At 57.5% G+C, this 18,022-nt stretch carries 12 protein-coding genes, 1 tRNA gene and 1 pseudogene; 8 read left to right on the top strand and 6 right to left on the bottom strand.

Annotated features, from left to right (window positions below; translation table 11 throughout):
• A pseudogene (locus ACYVGU_RS17785) lies at positions 1 to 768 on the bottom strand (hypothetical protein); the annotation flags it as partial.
• A 270-nt stretch (positions 769 to 1,038) separates the two neighbouring features.
• On the opposite strand from ACYVGU_RS17785, the gene ACYVGU_RS17790 reads away from it, so the two are divergent.
• The 4 genes from ACYVGU_RS17790 (at position 1,039) to ACYVGU_RS17805 (ending at position 9,905) form a co-directional block, all read left to right on the top strand.
• Positions 1,039 to 1,902 (top strand): zinc-binding metallopeptidase family protein, encoded by an 864-nt coding sequence (locus ACYVGU_RS17790; RefSeq protein ID WP_460623150.1) that lies wholly within the window; start codon positions 1,039 to 1,041, stop codon positions 1,900 to 1,902.
• 94 nt (positions 1,903 to 1,996) lie between these two features.
• Complete coding sequence (locus ACYVGU_RS17795; RefSeq protein WP_460613970.1) at positions 1,997 to 2,926, top strand: LysR family transcriptional regulator; 930 nt, start codon at positions 1,997 to 1,999, stop codon at positions 2,924 to 2,926.
• A 158-nt stretch (positions 2,927 to 3,084) separates the two neighbouring features.
• A complete protein-coding gene (locus tag ACYVGU_RS17800; protein WP_460623151.1) occupies positions 3,085 to 9,324 on the top strand; it encodes an alpha-2-macroglobulin family protein in 6,240 nt (2,079 codons plus the stop codon).
• 140 nt (positions 9,325 to 9,464) lie between these two features.
• Positions 9,465 to 9,905: a hypothetical protein gene (locus ACYVGU_RS17805; RefSeq protein WP_460623152.1), complete on the top strand. Its 441-nt coding sequence runs from the start codon at positions 9,465 to 9,467 to the stop codon at positions 9,903 to 9,905.
• 94 nt (positions 9,906 to 9,999) lie between these two features.
• Here ACYVGU_RS17805 and ACYVGU_RS17810 read toward each other — a convergent pair whose 3' ends face one another.
• The 5 genes from ACYVGU_RS17810 to ACYVGU_RS17830 all read right to left on the bottom strand — a co-directional run bounded on the left by ACYVGU_RS17810 (position 10,000) and on the right by ACYVGU_RS17830 (position 13,629).
• Complete coding sequence (locus tag ACYVGU_RS17810; RefSeq protein ID WP_460613973.1) at positions 10,000 to 10,326, bottom strand: 2Fe-2S iron-sulfur cluster-binding family protein; 327 nt, start codon at positions 10,324 to 10,326, stop codon at positions 10,000 to 10,002.
• A gap of 98 nt (positions 10,327 to 10,424) precedes the next feature.
• Positions 10,425 to 11,441, bottom strand: a complete 1,017-nt coding sequence (locus ACYVGU_RS17815) for an NAD(P)/FAD-dependent oxidoreductase (protein ID WP_460613974.1) — start codon at positions 11,439 to 11,441, stop codon at positions 10,425 to 10,427.
• 244 nt (positions 11,442 to 11,685) lie between these two features.
• Positions 11,686 to 11,759 (bottom strand) — tRNA-Arg (locus ACYVGU_RS17820).
• Between the two features lie 130 nt (positions 11,760 to 11,889).
• A complete protein-coding gene (locus ACYVGU_RS17825; protein ID WP_460613981.1) occupies positions 11,890 to 12,615 on the bottom strand; it encodes a TVP38/TMEM64 family protein in 726 nt (241 codons plus the stop codon).
• A gap of 72 nt (positions 12,616 to 12,687) precedes the next feature.
• Complete coding sequence (locus ACYVGU_RS17830) at positions 12,688 to 13,629, bottom strand: DUF2167 domain-containing protein (protein ID WP_460623153.1); 942 nt, start codon at positions 13,627 to 13,629, stop codon at positions 12,688 to 12,690.
• A gap of 194 nt (positions 13,630 to 13,823) precedes the next feature.
• Between ACYVGU_RS17830 and ACYVGU_RS17835 the strand changes: the two genes are divergently transcribed.
• From ACYVGU_RS17835 to ACYVGU_RS17850, 4 genes are all read left to right on the top strand, one after another.
• Positions 13,824 to 14,963 (top strand): trans-sulfuration enzyme family protein, encoded by a 1,140-nt coding sequence (locus ACYVGU_RS17835; RefSeq protein WP_460613983.1) that lies wholly within the window; start codon positions 13,824 to 13,826, stop codon positions 14,961 to 14,963.
• On the top strand, positions 14,963 to 15,487 hold the full coding sequence (locus tag ACYVGU_RS17840) for a hypothetical protein (RefSeq protein WP_460623154.1): 525 nt from the start codon (positions 14,963 to 14,965) through the stop codon (positions 15,485 to 15,487). Before ACYVGU_RS17835 ends, ACYVGU_RS17840 begins: the two co-directional genes overlap by 1 nt.
• A gap of 215 nt (positions 15,488 to 15,702) precedes the next feature.
• The gene (locus ACYVGU_RS17845; protein WP_460623155.1) at positions 15,703 to 16,419 is read left to right on the top strand and encodes an SGNH/GDSL hydrolase family protein; all 717 of its coding nucleotides are present in this window, start codon (positions 15,703 to 15,705) and stop codon (positions 16,417 to 16,419) included.
• Positions 16,420 to 16,516: 97 nt separating this feature from the next.
• Entirely contained in the window at positions 16,517 to 17,548 is a 1,032-nt protein-coding gene (locus tag ACYVGU_RS17850) for an MBL fold metallo-hydrolase (RefSeq protein ID WP_460623156.1), read from the top strand.
• Positions 17,549 to 18,022: the final 474 nt, after the last annotated feature.

An 18,022-nucleotide genomic window follows, 5' to 3' on the forward strand; every position in this document is an offset into this window, starting at 1 on the left:
GGTCAGGATAGTTATAATTGGGTCAGCTGCTTGCAGGCTCCCCGTGATGGAGCGCACTTCCAGCGCCTCCGGGTCGGGGACCTGTACCTGCTTTTCGTACTCGGAGGTAGAGGCTTGGTCGCTGCCCTGGGCGCGGAGGCCCTGGCCTAGGGCCACCGTGAGCGGACTGCCGGGACGGACCTGCTGATTAAGACTAACGCGCACCACCTGGCCCGGCTCCCCGCTCACCTCAAAGGCTACGGGCTGACCGTCCTGGGTCACACGCAGCAGCGGCTTCACATCGGCAGGCTTTACGGGGTAGTTGAAGGGCAACTCAACGCGCATTTCGGCCGTGCCTGCCGCCCGCTCTGAGCGGCCCCAGAATGCCTGTGGCTCCTGCAGCTGCAAGTAGGGCGTATGGAATTTCTGACGATTCTCGGGTAGCTCTATATTGCGCTTGCCTTCCGGCAGGGCCTCTTTCCGCAGGGTAGCCGTAAAGGCGGTACTAGGTCTGAACGGGGTGCTGGGCGAAAAAATCAACTCCCTGTCGGAGGTCCACTTGAACTTGCCGCGCATGGCCGGCTCGAACTTTACCACCTGCACCGTATCCCAGCGGTCCTGCTGGTCCTTATCGGCTACGGCGTCAGAAAACTGAAACACCAGATTCTGGTAGGGGTCAATTTCCTCGCCGTTTGGGTCTTGGCTAGCATCGGAGCCCAGTTTAGAGCACGCGCATAGCAAAGCCAGCAGCACCAGCAGCGGCAGGCGAGAGAGGGGGCGGGGTAACATGGATAGGGAGGAGCTTAAATAGACGCCGGAAGGTATAGAAAAACGCGAATGTTGCTGGGTTATGTATAAGTATGAGTGAGAAAAATATTGTACAAAGTAGTTAATTATGACAAGCATACTGATTTAGCAGTCTCGAGTGCTATGGCCCGATTACTCACCTGGAGTGTACTGGTGCTACTAGGTATGGTGGGGCTCGCAACTGATGCATGTTGGTGGGCGAGTCGGCGTAATATGCCGTATACAGTGGCTCCCACCCATCCAGTCTCTACTATGAGTGCCGACCAAAACCGCCTGTACGCCGACGTTAAGTTTCTGACTTCGCTGCAACCTGCCCGCCATTACCGCAACCTGAAGTCCTTGAACCAGGCGGCTGATTATATCAAGGCAGAGTTTGAAAAGCTGGAAACCGGGCAGGTAGAGGAACAGGTGTTTCGGGCCGATGGGCGTGAGTATCGCAATATTATTCTGGCGATAGGCTCGTCGGAAGCACCGCGCCTGGTGGTGGGCGCCCATTACGATGTGTATGGCGACTCGCCCGGAGCCGACGACAACGCCAGCGCCGTGGCCGGACTGCTGGAAACGGCCCGCTTGCTTCAGCAACTGGGCTCGAATCTGAAATATCGCCTGGAGCTGGTGGCGTACCCGAATGAGGAGCCGCCATACTTTGCTACTAAGCACATGGGAAGTGCCGTGCATGCTAAGTCGTTGCACGATGCAGGCGTGCCGGTGCGGGCCATGCTGTGCTATGAAATGATTGGCTATTTCAGCGACGAGCCCAACTCGCAGCGCTTCCCCAATGAGCAGCTGGCCATGCAGTACCCCAACACTGGCAACTTTATTATTGTGGTGGGGCGCACGGGGCAGGAGGCCTTCACGCAGCAAGTGCAGCAGCTGATGCAAACCACCGCGGCCATAGACGTGCAGCGCATCAATCTGCCCCAGGAAATGGGGCTGGCCGGCCTCTCAGACCACCGCAACTATTGGCACTACGGCTACGATGCCCTGATGATTAACGACACGTCCTTCCTGCGCAACCCCAACTACCACCTCGCCTCCGACACCATCGAAACCCTGGACTTCAAGCGCATGGCCGAGGTAGTAAACGGGGTGTATGCAGCTATTTTGGGGTTGTAGGTTGCATGGGGCTGCTGGCGCAGAGGCTACCGGAACTAGCTTTATCGGAAACGGCGTAGCTTCAATGCTTCTCCTGCCCACCTTGTAACAGAGTATGCTTTCCCATCCGCACGAAGTTTTTCTGGAAGTCGCGCGACAGCTCAGCTTTACAAAAGCGGGCCAAATCCTCTTTCTAAGCCAGTCGGCGGTGAGCAAGCAGGTGAAAGCGCTGGAAGAACACTACAAAACCGGCCTGTTTGAGCGGCTCGGCAATAGTGTAAAGCTGACGCCCGCCGGCGAACTGCTATACCAAAAGCTACTGCTGGCCCGCCAACTGCAGCACGAACTGCACCAGGAGTTTGCGGAACTGAGCCCAGGCTTTTCGCCGCAGGTTCACATGGTGATTGGGGCTAGTACTACCATTTCGCTGTATGTGATTCCGCCGGTGCTGTCGGCGTATCTGGGGCGGTTTCCGCACACACAGCTTACGCTCAAAAACCGCAACTCCGAGAATATCCTGAAGGCGCTGTTGGAGCACGAAATTGACCTAGGCATAATTGAGGGCATTCACAAAGTCAGCAACGTGACCTACACGCCCTTGCTGACCGATGAGGTAGTGGCCGTGTGCTCGGCCCGCAACCCGTTGTACCGGCAGGAGCTGGAAGCTCAGGACTTGCTGCGCATTCCGGTGGCCCTGCGCGAAACCGGCTCGGGTACGCTGGCCGTGCTGGAAGAAGCCCTAAACGAGAAAGGCATCCGGCTCAACGACTTGCCCGTGAAAGTGAGGCTAGGCGGCACAGAGGCCCTCAAGAACTTCGTGCGCGTGGATACCTGCTTGGCGTTCCTGCCCCGCCAGTCGGTGATGAAGGAGCTGGCTGCCGGCGAGCTGATGGAGGTACAGGTGCGCGACCTGAACCTAGTGCGCCACTTTGATTTTGTGCAGCGCAAAGGCACCGAAAACAACCTGCCGTACAAGGCGTTTGTGCAGTTTGCGCGCCGCTACTATGGCGCCGGGCAACTGGCTGCCAAGGGATTCACGGCCTAAGCGGGGCTAGGCAAGCAGTGAGTTGAAACAGGGAGAGCCAAGCTTGCGGCAAGCGGGTTTTCAGGGGCTGACAGCAAAAAAGCACGTGGGCGTGTGGAAATAGATGAGTTCCGGCATCTGGTTTTTACCAACTTGCCCTCCTTATCCGTTCTGACTGTATGCGTCCCTTCCTGTTCAGCTTATTTGCCCTCTTGATGCTATTTTCCACGGGTTCTTCGCAAACTACCCCGCCCGGCAGCGGCGGCAATGCGCCTACCTGGAAGAAAATTGATCAGCTACTGGATAAGCGCCAAACTGCCTCGGCAGCCAAACTACTTGAGCCCATTTACCAGCGCGCCCGCCAACAGCAAAACACGCCCGAGTACTTGCGCGCGTTGCTCTACAAGCTGCGCCTGCTGGAAGCCAAAGAAGAAGAAGCCGACGAAAAAGCCATAGCGTTACTTGAGGCCGACCTGAAAACGGCCAAGTTTCCGGTCCGCCCTATTCTGCACAGCCTGCTAAGCCAGCTCTACGCCACTTACTACCAGGAGCACCGCTACCAGCTCCACGACCGCACCCGCACCGCTGCCCCCGATGCCGCCGACCAAAGCCGCGACGATATCCGCACCTGGGATGCCGCTCGTTTGGGCAGCGCCGTGGTGCAGCACTACCGCGCCTCCGTGGCCGAGGAAGCCAAGCGTCAGCAGCAACTCACCCTCCAGCAGTTGGGCTACGCCGTGCGCCTAGGCGATGCCGAAGGCCAAGCTCTGCGCCCCACGCTTTATGATCTGTTGGCCCACCGCGCCATTGATGGCCTGCAAAACGACGAGTACTACATTACGACTCCGGCCCAGCAGTTTGAGCTGCGGGATGCTGGCCTGTTTGGCCCAGCCGCTGACTTTGCGCGCCTTAAGCTAACGGCACCCCTAGCCGATTCTTTGAATGGCCAGTTTCATGCCCTGCAAGTGTTGCAGCAACTCACCACTTTCCGGTTGCAGGACACCAAGAACCTAGCCGCCCTCGCCGATGTGGAGCTGAAGCGCCTGCGCTTTGTACACCAGCACACAGAGCTAGCAACCAAAGCCGAACTGTACCGCGCCGCTCTGGCTCAGGCCGCCGAAACGTTTGCCGCCGTGCCTGTTTCCACTGAGTTTCTGACGGAGCAAGCCGAAACATATACGGAAAGCCAGCCCGCCAAGGCGCGTGAGCTGGCTTTGCAGGCAGAAAAGCGCTTCCCAACATCAAGGGGGGCGCAACAGGCGCTGGCGCTCCGTCGTCGCCTCGAAGCCGTGGAGCTTTCCTTCACTACCGAGGAGGTCGTGTTGCCCAACCAAGCTTGGCTGCTGAAGCTAAACGTGCGCAACGTAACGCAGCTGTATGCCAAGGCCTATCGGGTAAGCGCTGCCCAACTACTTCGCCAGCAGGAGCGGCCTGAGCGGAATGAAAACCAATCATTGCAAAAGCGCTATGCCCGCGTGTTGGCTGCTACCCCCACCGCTACCTGGAAGCTTCCCATGCCCGGCCCCAGTGACTATAAAAGCCACACGGTGCAGCACGCCGGCCCCGCGCTACCACTCGGTCACTACCTTATCGTGGTGAGTACCGTCACGGATTCTCCTACCAAAAAGCAATCCGGTATCACTACCGCGTATTCAAACCTGAGTGTGAGCGAGCTGAGCGTGGTTAGAAGAAGTGGCTCATCTTCGGATAGCGAGGAGCTTCTGATGCTCAATCGGCAAAGTGGTCAGGTGCTACCGGGAGTACAGGTGCTGCCACTTTATCAATACTACGATCAGAAATTCAACCGATACAACCACCAGCGAGGCGCTACAGTATCCACCAATACCGAGGGTGTGGTGCAAGTGCCGGTTGGGCTGATGGCCGCAGGGCATAACGAAATTGATGCTTACCTACTCACCAAAGGCCGCGACTCCCTGCTGTTTGCAGAAGGTGAGCAGTACTTCCCACGCCGGGCGCGCAATCAAGAGGTAGAGCAGCCCCAGCGGCGCACGTTCCTGTACACTGACCGCGCCATTTACCGCCCCGGCCAGACGCTGTATTTCAAAGGCATTCTGACCGAAAGTCAGGCGGGAAAATCTCGGTTACTAACCAAGCAGGCTATATCGGTACGGCTGGTAGATGTAAACGGCCAAACCGTGCAGACGCTTCCTTTCACTACCTCTGATTTCGGCTCCTTCCACAGCTCTATTGTACTGCCCACTGGCCTGCTGAATGGCGAAATGAGCCTTCAGACGGATGATGGCAGCATCAGCTTTGCGGTGGAAGATTACAAGCGGCCTACCTTCCAGGTCGTGTTTGAGCCAGTGCAGGGCACGCCGGTGCTCGGCCAGGAAATAACCATGCGCGGCAAAGCCACGGCCTATGCCGGCCAGCCCATTGATGGGGCTACCGTGAGCTACCGGGTTGTGCGCAACACGCTATGGCCCATGTTTGGCCGGGGGTACGGCGGCTACGGACCTAGTAGGCCCGAAGTGGAAATCTTGAGTGGCACAGCCCAGACCGATTCGGCAGGTGGGTTCACGGTGAAGTTCACAGCGAAAGGAGAGGTAAACCCCGCCCGCAACAAACGCGGCCCCTGGCAGCCCGGCTATGTGTTTGAAGTAACCGCCGACGTAACCGATGCCGCCGGCGAAACCCGCACCGGCGAGCAGCGGGTGAGCCTGGGCACCGACGCCTTAACCTTGCGCCTGGAAATCCCCGAACTGCTAAACCGCGAAAAGCTACCAACGCTGCGTCTGCTCAGTACCAACGCTACCGGCGAGCCCCAGCCCGCCCGTGGCACCCTCCGGCTTTACCGCCTGACGCCCCCTAGCAAAGGCCTGCGCCCCCGTGCCTGGCCGCAACCCGAACGTGAAGCTCTGAGCTTGGAAGAATTTAAGCGCCAGTTCTCGCTCGATGCTTACGGAAAGGAAGACAATGACAGCACCTGGGCCCGCACCCTTGTTACTACACAGGAGTTCGATACCGAAAAGTTGCCGTTACTGCCGGGGCTAGCCGCTCCGTTGGCGCAGCAGGCGCCCGGGCGGTATGTTCTGGAGGCTAGTGCTACGTTGCCAGCCAGTGCCCAACCGGCTAAAGCGGAACAACGCTTCACGTTGTATGGCCCCGCGGCCACCACGCTGCCATTGCCTACCCCCGACTGGTTTGTGAACCTCCAGGATAGCGTAGCGCCCGGCCAGCCCGTGCGCTTGTTAGTGGGTAGCTCTGAAGCTGGGGCGCGCATCTTGGTGCAGGCAGAAGCCAAAGGCCAAACCCTGCGCCAAGAGTGGCTTACCCTAGCCGCCGGCGAACAGCGCCAGCTAGAAATACCAGTGCCCGCTAACCTCGGCGAAACGCAGGTGTATGTGCACACCACCCAGGTACTCGACAATCGCCTGTACACCCACACGGCTACCATAGAAGTGGCCACGCCGCCCGCACCCCTAGCCCTCAGCATTGCCACGTTCCGCGACAAGCTTCAACCCGGCCAGCAGGAAACCTGGCGCGTTACCATTCATCAAACCGGTGGTAAGCCTGCCCAAGCAGAGCTGCTCGCTTCGCTCTACGATAAGTCACTGGATACCTTCCGGCCCCATGCATTTATGGAGCTGGAGTTTCCGAAGTCGTACTACCAGCCCGCTCTAGCTTGGCAAGGCCAGTTTGGTACAGAAGATTCGGATGAGTTGTTCAATGGTTCAGTATATGGTCCTAATGTTCGAGGCATTAGCTATCCTCATGTCAATATGTGGGGTTTTGATGGCCAGGATGTGGTAATGACCCAAACTGTGAAAGGCAATACCGATAACCCCGCTGATCTAGCCGGTTTGGAGGCGGGTGAAGGGGTAAGAGTGCTGGCAGATCAGGAAGAACTAAAGGACAAATCTGTCAGCTCAGGCCGCATGGCAATGGCTGCTGCGGCACCAAAAATGACAACTGTTAGAGTGTCAGGGGTTCGACAAGACACAACTAGGGCAAGACAGGCTAATCAGCCTGACCTCTCCGGCGTGCAGGCCCGCAAGGATTTTCGCGAAACCGCTTTCTGGATGCCTGAGTTGCGCACTAACGCCCAGGGTGAAACCGTGCTGGAATTCCAGATGCCCGAAGCCGTAACGCGCTGGCAACTACTGGCCCTCGCCCACGACCGGCAGCTGCATTCTGGCCTGCTGCGCCGGGAGTTGGTTACACAAAAACAGCTGCAGGTAACACCCAACGCCCCGCGCTTCTTCCGCGAAGGCGACCAACTGCGCCTCAGCGCTAAGCTCAGCAACCTCACCGATCAGCCTCTGCAAGGCACGGCGCAGCTGTTCCTTTTCGATGCCCGCACCCAACAGCCGCTGGAAAGCCGCCTGCTGAAAAGCAGCGCTAGCCTCCAGTTTGACCTAAAGGCCAACCAAAGCAGTGCCTTAGGCTGGGACCTGGCTATTCCGGAAACTGCCGAAGGGCAAGTGCCCTTGGAAGCCATAACCTACCGCGTGGTAGCCCAAACGGCCGCCCCCAAAAAAGCCAAGCGCAAAGCCAAGCAGCCGGTGGAAGTATTCTCTGATGGTGAGGAAAATACACTGCCTGTCCTGCCCAACCGGCTGCTTATCACGGAAAGCCTGCCGCTGCCCATGGTGGGGCCGGCCACCAGGGAGTTCGAGCTGAAAAAGCTCACGAGCACTACCTCGCCCACGCGCCGCAACTACTCGCTCACGCTGGAAATGACCCAGAATCCGGCGTGGTATGCGGTGCAGGCGCTGCCCTATCTCATGGAGTACCCCTACGAGTGCTCGGAGCAGGTGTTCAGCCGCCTCTACGCCAACCTGCTAGCTGCCAAAATTCTGCAAAGCAACCCCCGCCTCAGCAGCACGCTGGAAGAGTGGAAGCGCGCTGCCCAGTCCGGCGACAAAGCCGCTCTTACTAGCAAGTTAGAGCAAAACCAAGAGCTGAAAAATCTGCTGCTGCAGGAAACGCCGTGGGTGCGCGATGCCCAGTCGGAAACGGAGCGGATGCGCCGCCTCACCGAGCTGTTTGATGCGCCTCGCCTGAAGGCCGAAACCACGCGCGCAGTAACCAAGCTAGCCAAAATGCAGCAGCCCAATGGTGCTTTTCCGTGGTTTGAGCGTATGCCCGATGACCGGTACATCACGCAGCTGATTGTAGCTGGGTTTGGCAAGCTCAACAAGCTAGGCGCCTTTAATGCCGCTGAGGATGAGCAGGCAAGCCAGATTCTGCAGCGTGCCCTAGCCTACCTTGACGCTGAACTGCAACGCGACTACGCTACCCTGCAAAAGCAGCCGAAGGTGGATCTAAAGAAAAACCACCTGGCAGACCTACAGATTCAGGCCTTGTATGCCCGCAGCTTCTGGCCTGCGCAACCCGTAGCCAAAGCCGCGCAGCCCGCCCTAGCCTATTATCAGCAGCAAACCGCTACCTACTGGAAAGACCAAACCCGTTACCTCCAAGCCCAGGTGGCCCTAGCCCTCCACCGCGCCCAAACCCAGCCCGCCGCCACCAAAAACATCCTGACGGCTCTGAGTGAAAACGCCTTGCACAGCCCGGAACTCGGCATGTACTGGAAGGAAGTGCGCGGTGGCTACTACTGGCGCGAGGCTCCCACCGAAACCCAGGCGACACTTATCGAAGCCTTTGATGAGGTGCAAAACGACCAGAAATCGGTGGATGAAATGAAGCTCTGGCTGCTGAAGCAAAAGCAAACCCAAAACTGGGGAAGCACCCGCGCCACCGCCGATGCCTGCTACGCCCTGCTGCTGCGCGGCTCCAACTGGCTGCAGCCCACGCAACCCATTCAGGTAACGGTAGGAGGGGAGCCCGTAAAGCCTACTGCCCAACAGGCCGGCACGGGGTACTTCAAAACGACGTTCCCCAGCGCCAGCATTACAACCGCCCAAGGCAAAGTCACGGTGAAGAAAACCGATGCCGGCGTGGCCTGGGGTGCTCTGTACTGGCAGTATTTCGAGCAGCTGGATAAGATTACGCCCGCCACCAATGCGTTGCAGCTGGAACGCCAACTCTATCGTGAGCAGCGCACGACGGGCGGCCCCACGCTGGAGCGCCTCACCGCCGCTACCCCCCTGCGTGTGGGTGATGTGCTGGTGGTGCGCTTGGTGCTGCGCTCCGACCGCGACCTAGAATATGTACACCTCAAAGACCAGCGCGCCGCTGGGTTGGAGCTCATCGGCCAAACGTCGGGGTATCGGTATCAAAGTGGCTTAGGCTATTACGAGAGTCCCCGGGATGCCGCCACCAACTTTTTCATCAGCTACTTTCCCAAAGGCACACACACTTTCGAATATCGGTTGCGCGCTGCCCAAAGCGGCGATTACTCCGGCGGGCTTTCGCAGCTTCAGTGCCTCTACGCCCCCGAATTCACGGTGCACTCAGCTGGTACCAGAGTACAAATTGCTGCTCAGAAATAAAACTGTTTACAGTTTAGTTTTCTAGTGTATAAGTGAGCTTATTATTCAGTAAATCAATGGGTTGTTACTTTTTGTTTGAGACTACGGTCCCGGAATTGTACATTTGCGACTCGTTAGTTTTTTCAGGTAGGATGAAGTTGATGCATAAACTAGTACTTGCAGTTGGGGTGATGCTGGCTAGCAGCGCCACGGCTTGGGCTCAGGGAAATAAAAAACCACAGGCTGCCATTACTACCCCTACGCAGCTACCCGGCGAGGAGAAACTTTCGGCGCAGGAGCGTGCCGAGCGGGATTTTCTGATGCCCGTACGCCGCAAACACGCCGCCACGTTGCGGGCTGCCGCTGAAGAAGCCGGCGCCTCACAGCCCGCTGTAGAAGTAACGGCTCGTCATCTGGAAGCTGTGAAGGAAGAAGAAAAGCCAGCAGAAGCTACAGAAGCGAAAGCGGCCCCGGCTGCTGCGCCTCGCCGCACCAGCACGCACCGTTCGTCGTCAGCACGCCGGAAATCGTCCTCTTCACACCGGACTTCCTCCAAGAAATCGACTACCAAAAAGAAAACAACCAGCCGTCGCCGGCGCTAGGTTGCTTATACCTTTAAACCCAAAAGAGCCGCCTCAACAATGTTGAGGCGGCTCTTTTGGGTTTCTGGCTACCTAGTAGGGACTAGCCTACTCGTTAGGCATTCTGGGGCATGAGGCGTACTACTAGTCCATCGATGCGCGGCGTAATACGGATCTGGCAGGAGAGGCGGCTGCCTTGCGTCATCACGGGCAGGCTTTCCAGCATAGCTAGTTCGTCGTCGCCAGGTTCGGGCAACTCGGGGCCGGCCAGCACCTCCACGTGGCAGGTGCCGCACAGGGCCATTCCTCCGCAAGTAGCCTGAATGTCATACCCATCAGCCTTCAGCATTTCCATCAGGCTCAGGCCCATGTCGGTCGGAGCCACAATCTCGCGCCGTTGGCCCGGCGCTTCTTCTACATATACGCGTACTTCGTCGGTCATAGAGGTTTAGTTGCCAATTACCAGAGGAGAGTGGCCGGCTGCCCTGGGTTCCTGAACAGAACGCACTAGCAACCGACCACTCTCCTCTGGTAACTTGATTATAAGGTCGGGACTCCGTTTACAGTAGTGTACTTAAGTACGTACTTTTTATCGGGGTTGATATACTTGAAAGCGCCTTGGCACATCAGGGCTGCTTCGTGGAAGCCACACAGAATCAGCTTCAGCTTGCCCGGATACGTGTTGATGTCGCCGATGGCATAAATACCGGGCTCCGAGGTAGAGTAGTCCACGGTGTTCACCTTCACCGCATCGTCCTCTAGCTCCAGCCCCCAGTCACCAATAGGACCTAACTTGGGCGTGAGGCCGAACAGCGGAATAAAGCTGTCAACGGGTAGTGTTTCAGTGTCGCCGCTGTTAGCCGTGATGGTCACGGCCTCTAGGTGGCCGTTGCCGTGCACGTGCGTTACGTTGCTGCTGAGCACCAATTTTACTTTGCCCGCTTCGTGCAGGTCTTTTACTTTTTCTGCGGAGTCGGCGGCGCCACGGAAGGTAGTGCCGCGGTGTACTAGGGTCACTTCCTTGGCCACATTCGCCAGGAAAATAGTCCAGTCCAGAGCCGAGTCGCCACCGCCGGCAATCACCAAGCGTTGGTCGCGGAAGGTTTCCGGGTCGCGTACCATATAGTACACCCCTTTGCCGCCTTCGAAGTTTGTCAGATCCTCAATGGCCGGCTTTCGGGGCTCAAAAGAGCCTAGCCCCCCAGCAATAGCAATGGCTTTGCAGTGGATTTCGGTGCCATCAATGGTGGTGACGATAAACGAGCCATCCTCCAGTTTCTGGTATCCCTCTACTCGCTCACCCAGCGTGAACGTAGGGTGGAAAGGCTCAATCTGGCGCATTAGGTTTTGCACCAAGTCGCCGGCCAGCACCTCCGGGAAGCCCGGGATATCGTAAATCGGCTTCTTCGGATAGATTTCGGACAGCTGACCGCCTACCTGCGGCAGGGCATCTACCACATGGCAGCGCAACTTCAGCAACCCAGCTTCAAATACAGCAAACAGCCCCACCGGGCCAGCCCCGATAATGCAGATATCGGTGGAAATGGAATTCGTCATGTACTACGTACTAACAGCGAGAAACAGAACAAACGGACCGGAGGCCCCTGGCATAACAGCGAAGGCAGTCAAATCGTTGGCGAAGACCAACAATGCCTACGACAGTCGGGTGTTACGCGGGCGCAAAGATAGGGAGCCGGCTGCCAGCCCGCACCCTAGGGGCCAAACTATGTAAAAGCCGCGCCACGATGAAAGGCAACATGCAACAAAAAAGGCTCTCAGCTTAGTGCTGAGAGCCTTTTAGTGGTCACGTAAGGAGTCGAACCTTAAACCTTCTGATTCGTAGTCAGATGCTCTATCCAATTGAGCTACGCAACCAATTTTCACCATTTCGGGAGCGTTCCTCCGTTTTGGTTGTGCAAAGATAGCAGGGAAAAACTGGGGCGTGCAAACCGTCAGGCAAAATTTCAAGCAAAAACCATAGCTGAGACGTGCAAGGTGCTGAATCTCAATTGAAATTTTTTTGCTCCTGTTTCACACTTTTCTCCAAAGAACGCTTCACGGCCCGGGTAAACAAGAAGTATAGCCCGAACAACGATACCGCAATCAAGACCACTACCAGCACTTTGCCGGTGGTGCCCGTGTCGGGATCTTGGATCAGGAGCAATACATCCTGGGCTTTGGTTCCTAGCCAGTAGAAGAACAGCGTACGGGGTAGCATGCCTACTACGGATGCCGTCAGGAATTTGCCCCGCGGTACGCCCATCACGGCCAGAATAAAGGTTATCATGGCGAAAGGCAGGACCGGCGAAAGGCGCGTAAGCAGCACCAGACGCCAACTGTCGCCGCGCAGCTCGTGCATGACGGCGTGGGCTTTCGGAAACTTTTCCAGTAGCTGAATGAGCTTGCCCTTGTCCAGGGAGGTAGCGAGCATATGCCCGAACAAGGCGGCGAGCATGTAGGTCAGGATCATGCCCGGAAAGCCAGCCCAATCAAAATAGAACGCTGTGACCAACACAACCACTGTGGTGTGCGTCAGGGCAAACGTCATAGTAAACGCTACCCCCACAAAGTACAGCAACATCTGCAGCAGGGAAGGGTCCTGCAGCCACCCCGCATTCTGGTGCAGCCCCCAGGCCAGGGCACTGTCGCCGACTAAGGGCAGGAGTGCCATTAGAAACAGCGAGACGATGGTGGAGGTATTCTGGTGAAACAGTTCTTTCAGGAAAGCCATAGGCAAGTAAAACAAACGGGCCGGCGCACGAGGGCCGGCCCGAAGGTAAGAACGTAAAAATGGCTCCGATGGCTACGCGGGTGTCTCGTCGCTAGGGTCGCCGCCGGCCAAAACCGGCTGTAGCTCATCGTCCTTGGCTTTGCCGCCGAAGAACCGACGAATGGCCGTCCAGGCGCCGGCGAGCAGCGCCAAGCCAATTTTCCAGAACTTGAGGATGATGGCAAAGAAGCCCACCTTCGCTAGCACCTTGCCGGCCACTAAGCCGCCGATACCGTAGGCAGCCACTTCATCCAACTCGGGATTAAAATCGGCGTAGCGCAGGCCTTTGGTGAAGGTTACGCTCTTGATGACGTTCGGAATGGTGCTGCGTACCTCGGCCAGTTGGCTGGTTTCGCCCACAGCATTGAGGTTTAGCACACCTTTGCGGCCTAGTAGGCGCACATTGTAGTTGAGCGTGTTGGTAGCCGAGTTGCCAAACTTGAGCACTTTAGCCCAGTGCAGCACATTCAGGCCCTTGTCGTAATAGGGCTTGGCAGCCCAACCCACCAGCGTTACGGGCTCGTAGCCGGCTTGCGTCCGTTCGGCGTTGGCCTCTTCCGTGTAAGACTGCATGTCCTTCAGCAGATCGTCGTAATCAATATCGGCCGCGTCGTCATCTTTCACGTAGCCCATGCCTTCGTATTCCAGCACGAAGGCCCAGTTGTTTTTGCTGAGCGGGCCTCGGTCGGCGGGCATCAACATACCCAGCGACGAGCCATCGGGGTTGCCCCACACCTGCGTGAGCAGGCGCTTGCTTTGGTCGGCATCGAGGTAGCGGAAGCCAGCGGGTACGGCCAATTCACCCAGGTTTTCGGGCAACTGCACGCGGCCGGTCTGGTAGTGAAAAGTAGCATTTACTGAGTCGACGTAGGCCTGCATGCGGGCCGCTGAATCGAGGGCAGTAGGAGGGGTGGGCGCGGCGGTAGCTGTGAGGTAGCCGCACGCTAGCGCCGCTAGGAGTAGTAGTTTTTTCAAACAGATAAAGAAAAAGTGAATAGGATTTTAGGGAAAAGATAGAAAGTAGAGATGATCAGCACAACTTCAACAAACGGCTCCGCGCCTCGGCCGTACAGGACTAGGTACCTTCTGCGCCTGAACCGGTTGTAATAGCTTCTTCTTCTACCTTTGCGCTCCAACTCCTGAACCTCTTCGTTTCAACGACCACCCACATGAAATTCGGAACCAAAGTAATTCACGCCGGTGTGCATCCGGACCCCACCACCGGGGCTATCATGACGCCTATTTACCAGACCTCGACCTATGTGCAACGCTCGCCCGGCGACCACAAAGGCTTCGAATATTCCCGCACGCACAACCCCACCCGCACGCAGCTGCAGGATGCCCTAGCGGCTCTGGATGGCGGCAAGCATGGGCTGGCCTTTGCTACCGGCATGGCGGCCATCGACTGCATTGTGAAGCTGCTGCAACCCGGCGACGAGGTGATTTCGACCAACGACTTGTACGGTGGCTCGTACCGTCTCTTCACGAAAGTATACGCAGCGTATGGCATCAAATTTCACTTTGTGCCCATGCACGACATGACGGCCGTGGAAGCAGCCGTGACCGAGCGCACCAAGCTGATTTGGGTGGAAACGCCTACTAACCCGCTGCTGAACGTAATTGATATTGCTGCTGCCTCGGCTGTAGCTAAGAAGGCTGGTGCGCTGCTGGTAGTGGATAACACTTTCTCGACGCCCTACCTGCAAACGCCGCTGGAACTAGGCGCCGATATGGTGATGTACTCTCTCACGAAGTATATGGCCGGCCACTCCGACACGGTGATGGGTGCTGTGGTGGTGAATGATGACCAGTTGCACGAGCGTCTAAGCTTCTACCAGAACGCTTGCGGTGGCACACCCGGTCCTCAGGACTGCTTCCTGGTGCTGCGCGGCCTCAAAACGCTGCACGTGCGCATGCAGCGCCACTGCGAAAACGGCCGCAAAATAGCCGAGTACCTCAAGAGCCACCCCAAAGTGGAGAAAGTGTACTGGCCCGGTTTCCAGGACCACCCCAACCACGCCATTGCAGCCAAGCAGATGCGGGATTTTGGGGGCATGATTTCTTTCGTGCTGCAAGGCGACCGGAAGGAAGACGCCATTGCTTGCCTGGAGAAATTCGAGCTATTCTCGCTGGCGGAAAGCCTCGGGGGCGTCGAAAGTCTTTCGGGCCACCCCGCTACCATGACGCACGCCAGCATTCCGGCCGAGGAACGTCGCAAGGCTGGCCTCTCGGACTCGCTGATTCGCTTGAGCGTGGGCATTGAGGACGCTGACGACCTAATTGAAGATCTAAAGCAGGCCATCGGGTAATGTGCACCAGCTGGATAGCAGTTGTATCAGGGTTGCTGTTGGGAACGGCCGGCGCAGCTGTAGCGCAGCAGCAACCTCAGGTGGCGGCTGCGCCCTTCAGCCGGGCCAATATCGTGCTCGTGCAAACCTCCGCTCGCCCTGATTCAGTCTTGGCGCAGCTTCAGCAACATCTGCAGGCCCATGGGTTTATTATTGATTCCCTGGATGCCACGCGAGGCCTACTCACCACTAAAGTGATAGTGCCGGCCCAGCGCCCAGCGGAGCAGCTTAAGCTCCGGGCAGTGCGCCAAGAAGCCGGCTGGAAGCTGACCGGGCTGTTTACCCTAGAAGGTCCCGGGCGTGGGCAGGCCACGGCCTTTCCTGCCCAATACTTGGGCCTAGAAAATGCACCAGCAAAAACTGCTTTCCGCGAAGTGGAAGCACTAGCCCGCGCCGTACCACGAGGCCGCCTGAGCTACAGCCGGGCCAAAGTCAGCTTCGGGGCTTTAACCAAGCTAGAAGATGCCTTGAAGGCCGTCTGGTAACCTGCTGCACAACGTTTACCCAGCTGCCCGGCCATTTGGTCGGGCAGTTGTGGTTTAGGGTAGTGTAGGTGTAGCTCAGTAAGCTAGTAGCTCTGCTGCTACCAAGTCGTGGGGTATTCTTAGAACTAGTGTGGCACAAAGGAATTGACTTAGTGCAATCTGGGTTATGCGCAATGGCGTACGTCATTGCTCTACCTCCTACAGCGCTATTACACATGCGGATTCTGCTCTTCTTGTCCTTGCTACTCAGTTTCGGCTGTGAGCAGTCTAACCCGGCACCAGCGCCGGCTCCTACAAGCACCACTCCAACCGCTCCTGTCACTCCGCCAAGCGCCGCTACCGTCAGCTTTCTTTCGCTCGGCGACTCGTATACCATTGGGGAAGGAGTAAGCGAAACGGACCGCTGGAGTGTGCAGTTAGCGCGGTTGGGACAAGCTGAGGGGCTAGCAACTCCTGATATCATTGCTCGCACTGGCTGGACTACTGGGGCACTGCTACAGGCTATTGCTTCCGCGAACAATCAAAAAAAATACGAGTTGGTTTCCCTCATGATTGGCGTAAACAACCAATTCCGGGGGCTGCCGGTGGCCACGTACCGCTCTGAGTTTCGGGAATTGCTGCAAACCGCCATTCAATTTGCCGGCAACCGGCCGGGGCGCGTAGTAGTGCTGTCGATTCCGGATTGGGGTCGCTCGCCCTACGGCAGCAGCTCCGACCAGGCCCGTATTTCTACTGAAATTGATCAGTTCAACGCTGCCGCTAAGCAGGAATGCGCTCAGGCTGCAGTAACCTACATTGATATCACCGACCTAACCCGGGCCGCTGCCACCGACCGTACGCAGTTTGCCTCCGATGGCTTGCATTACTCCGGCAAACACATGCAGCAGTGGGCCGATCGGGTGCTCCCAACGGTGCGGCAGCTGCTGAAGTAGACTTCGGGCCAAGTTATTACCTAGGAAAGTAAAGTAAATGGCTGGGCTTTGCGTCAACAGTTGCAGGCGGTTTGAGTAGTTTCCCTGCCTAGTAGCTATGAAAACACCTTCCCGCTTTACGGGCAAAAAGTACCTGAATACCATTTCCACCAGCATGTCGGCCGATTACGGGCGGATGATGCGGCGGTGGCTTATGGGTAAGGAGGAGCGACAGCCCCGCAGTCCGCTAGGCCCGTTCCGCGCTGATGTTGCGGCTTTGCAGGAACTCGTACCGACCAGTGCGCTGCGGGTTACGTGGTTTGGGCACTCGAGCACCCTAGTAGAGCTCGACGGCAAACGATTCCTGACTGACCCCGTCTGGCGCCTGCGTGCGTCGCCGGTAGCTATAGGACCTAAGCGCTTCTTCGCGCCGCCACTACCCCTGTCCGAGCTGCCAACCCTCGACGGCGTTCTGATTTCACACGACCACTACGACCACCTCGATAAAGAGGCCATCCGAGCCTTGACGCCCACCGGTGTGCCGTTTTTTTGCCCGCTGGGAGTAGGCAAACACTTGCGCCGCTGGGGCGTGCCGGCTACCCAAATAACCGAGTTAGACTGGTGGCAGGAAGTTAAAGTAGGCGGTACGCACACACTGGTGGCTACCCCGGCCCGTCACTTTTCCGGCCGCGGCCTCACCCGCGACGACACGTTGTGGGCCTCGTGGTGTGTGCTCGGCCCCACGCACCGCGCCTTCTTCGGCGGCGACTCAGGCCCCTATGAAGAGGGTTTTCGCGAAATAGGGGAGGCGTATGGCCCTTTCCAGTTAGTGATGTTGGAAATAGGTGCCTACGACGACCAGTGGGCCGATATCCATATGGGTCCCGACGAGGCCTTGGTAGCGCATCAGGCCCTAGGCGGTGGAGCGCTGCTGCCCTTGCACTGGGCCACATTTAACCTCGCTTTCCATAGCTGGCACGAGCCCGCCGATCGGCTAGTAGCCGCCGCTGGCCCGAAAGTACCGTTGCTGCTTCCAGCACCTGGGCAGCGAGTGAATGTGGCAGATGGAGTGCTGCCCGAAAGGTGGTGGGCTGCCTACCGTGGGGAGGTAGTAGGTGCCTCAAGCCAAGTACTAGTAGCTGAGCAGTAAAAAACACCTGCAAAACAAATTCCTGGCTTATCTGTAGTTGATATCCTGTGCCGAAGAAATGCCGTGTGCTTTTTTGGACCAGCTATTTTACTTTTGCCGCGTGAAAAATATCTTCTCAGCCGCCTGCTACGTGCAGAAACATCGGCTGAATGCTACCTGCTTTTCTACTCCCAACACGGTTGAGCCAGCATGTGTTTGCGCGGCTGCGGTTGGGTGTTGTTGCTGTTGTTAGCCTAGAAGGCTGCCGTTGAGCAGCGTGGCGGCAGTTGCGCCGCCTTATTCCTCTCAGTTTCTGGGGTTGCTTTTCGTAGCTAAACGCTATCAGCTTTTGGGCGCCGTTGTGCGTATGCACGAATGAAGCCTTTCTGTAAGCTCCGGTGAGATAGTGGTGGGGTGCACGTGGGGCGCTGTTGTACTACACAGAACCACAAGCTAGTAAAGTTAAAATCTGCCACTAGGCCACTTGGGTTGGCC

It is taken from the genome of Hymenobacter tenuis (assembly GCF_054780495.1).

Bases quoted from the DNA above. Each gene is read 5' to 3' on its own strand.
- ACYVGU_RS17835 (WP_460613983.1), top strand. From the start codon at position 13,824: ATGAAATTCGGAACCAAAGTAATTCACGCCGGTGTGCATCCGGACCCC.
- ACYVGU_RS17805 (WP_460623152.1), top strand. From the start codon at position 9,465: ATGCATAAACTAGTACTTGCAGTTGGGGTGATGCTGGCTAGCAGCGCC.
- ACYVGU_RS17850 (WP_460623156.1), top strand. From the start codon at position 16,517: ATGAAAACACCTTCCCGCTTTACGGGCAAAAAGTACCTGAATACCATT.
- ACYVGU_RS17800 (WP_460623151.1), top strand. From the start codon at position 3,085: ATGCGTCCCTTCCTGTTCAGCTTATTTGCCCTCTTGATGCTATTTTCC.
- ACYVGU_RS17825 (WP_460613981.1), bottom strand. From the start codon at position 12,615: ATGGCTTTCCTGAAAGAACTGTTTCACCAGAATACCTCCACCATCGTC.
- ACYVGU_RS17840 (WP_460623154.1), top strand. From the start codon at position 14,963: ATGTGCACCAGCTGGATAGCAGTTGTATCAGGGTTGCTGTTGGGAACG.
- ACYVGU_RS17795 (WP_460613970.1), top strand. From the start codon at position 1,997: ATGCTTTCCCATCCGCACGAAGTTTTTCTGGAAGTCGCGCGACAGCTC.
- ACYVGU_RS17790 (WP_460623150.1), top strand. From the start codon at position 1,039: ATGAGTGCCGACCAAAACCGCCTGTACGCCGACGTTAAGTTTCTGACT.
- ACYVGU_RS17810 (WP_460613973.1), bottom strand. From the start codon at position 10,326: ATGACCGACGAAGTACGCGTATATGTAGAAGAAGCGCCGGGCCAACGG.
- ACYVGU_RS17845 (WP_460623155.1), top strand. From the start codon at position 15,703: ATGCGGATTCTGCTCTTCTTGTCCTTGCTACTCAGTTTCGGCTGTGAG.
- ACYVGU_RS17815 (WP_460613974.1), bottom strand. From the start codon at position 11,441: ATGACGAATTCCATTTCCACCGATATCTGCATTATCGGGGCTGGCCCG.